A 2,192-nucleotide genomic window follows, 5' to 3' on the forward strand; every position below is an offset into this window, starting at 1 on the left:
GCATTGCCATCTCGGCCGGCGCGTAGTCGACCGCACCGGCGTCCGCCCAGGCCGCAGGCGGCGCAAAGGAGAGCGGACGGAAGCGGTTCGGCTGCTTGCCTTCGGCCGTGGCGGCGAGCCACGCCTGGCGGCGCGGAATCTCGGCGTGAAGATGCGGCGAAATCCCGACCTCGATGCGGTTCAATGGCGACGTCGTCTTGTCGTCTAGACCGATGAAATGGAAACCGGCCGTCGAACCGGCCTGATGGCAACCCTGGCAGGCGCCATTGTCCAGCCGCTCGACCAGCGCTTCCGGCGTGCGCACCAGTTTCAGCGCGGAATAATCGAGCGGTGCGAAATCCGTGGGCTGGAATAATTGCGTAAACGGATGATTGGCCTGCCGTGCACTGCCGAAGGTCGACCACGAGATGATTTTCCTGGCCAGGAACTCGTCGGGGATTTCATAGACACCTTCATCGACCGCCGGCAAATTGGCGCCGACATAGGCGGCGAGCCGTGCTTTCAGCGCCGTGTCCTGCGAGAGCCGTGCGGTGTCGGGCGTGTTCTCCAGCGGCTTCTCGCTGATAGCAGCGCCATCGATGCCGAATACCCGCATGAGATAGGCGGCCTGCCCGCCGAACTCGGTTTCCTGGCCGGACGGGAAGCGCACCACCTGTGCGTTGAGCTCCAGCTGCTTGAAGGTCAACCCGGCCTTCTCCAGCGGCCCGCCGGTCAGCCAGCCGGCATCGACGCTCTCGTCAAGCTGTGGCGTCCAGCGCCCGGCAACACCGACGCAGCCGCCATCGGCGTCGGGGGCGGCGCTGTAGACGGCATTGAAATTGAATGGCAGGCGCGACGCCAGCAGCTTGCCGTTTTTGCGAAAGCTGTAGGCCAGGCGGTAGATGAAGCGCACCTCGCCGCAGCTCCTGTCGCCTTGCACCACCGCGAAGGCGCGACGATCGAGCCGGTTGACGACGCCGACCAGCCGGAAGCGCGCAGCGTCGGTCTTCAGCCAGCGCATGTCCATGATGCGGCCGACATTGCCGTCGGTGACTTCGTAGAGCGTCCGGCCGCCGGCTTTCATATCGGCACGCAGTGCCGCAACATCGGAGGCAACCGTTTCGACGATGGCGTGAAAGGCCGGCGCCTCGTCGTAAAGCGTCTTCAGACCGCCCTCGCCGTCGACCCCGAAAACATCGGCGAAACCGAAACCCCTGGCATCGAGTGCGGCGAGCACCGCCGGATCGTCGACGATCGTCACAGGACCTTCGGCGCGCGCCGTCGGCGCCATGAAGGCAGCGATGAGGGTGGCAAGCAACAGAACGAGCGCGCGGCTCATTGGGCAGCCGTGCGCGCGTCGAAGAGGTCGCGCAACACCGGCACCAGTGCCAACGGCAGGTCCTCGGCGATCAGACCGGGTCCGAACCGGCTGCCGGTCTCAGCATGCAACCACACCGCCGCGCAGGTGCCCTCGAAGGGCGGCATGCCTTGCGCCAGCAAACCGGCAATGATGCCCGACAGCACGTCGCCTGACCCGGCTGTGGCCAGCCACGGTGCACCGTTGGAGTTGATCGCCGCTTTGCCATCGGGCGCTGCTATGACCGTGTCGGCGCCCTTGTAGACGATGACGGCGTTGGCCCGCGCGGCGGCCGTTCGCGCCTTGTCCAATTTCGACATGGTTTTGTCCCCGGCGATATCAGGGAACAGGCGGCCGAATTCGCCCTCATGCGGCGTGACTATCAAGGCAGGCGCATTCGGCTGACGGGCAGCTTCGAACATCGCCTGAGGCTGATGGGCCAGCGACGTGATGGCGTCGGCATCAAGAACCATCGCACTGGCGTGGTTCGCGGTCGCCTCGTCGCGTGCTTCCTCCTCCAAAGCCTTGATCAGCTGCAGGGCGAAATCGCCGACCTTGGGCTTTGGCCCAAGCCCCGGTCCGAACACCAGCGCTCCGGGATGGCGCGCCATTAGAAATTCCTGCACCTCCTCGAGCGAGCCCGCCTCGCGCAGCATGATCGAGGTCAGGTGCATCGCGTTCACCTGCATGGCATTGCCAGGCGACAGCACGGTGACCGCCCCTGCCCCGCTTCTGGCGGCGGCCAGCGCCGACAGCCGCGCCGCGCCCGTAGCACTTGGGCCGCCGGAAAAGACGCCGACATGGCCGCGCTTGTATTTGTGCGCATCCATCGCCGGCACGGGAAATTCCTGCAACC

General features: G+C 65.8%; 2 protein-coding genes. Both read right to left on the minus strand.

Going from position 1 to position 2,192, the window contains the following annotated elements; translation table 11 throughout:
* On the minus strand, positions 1 to 1,318 hold a 1,318-nt coding region (locus tag EN991_RS33415), incomplete at its 3' end, for a hypothetical protein (RefSeq protein WP_127370330.1).
* On the minus strand, positions 1,315 to 2,192 hold an 878-nt coding region (locus tag EN991_RS33420; protein WP_127370331.1), incomplete at its 5' end, for an NAD(P)H-hydrate dehydratase. The genes EN991_RS33420 and EN991_RS33415, both read right to left, overlap by 4 nt.

It is taken from the genome of Mesorhizobium sp. M7A.F.Ca.US.005.03.2.1, from assembly GCF_003997795.1.
GTDB lineage: Bacteria > Pseudomonadota > Alphaproteobacteria > Rhizobiales > Rhizobiaceae > Mesorhizobium > Mesorhizobium ciceri.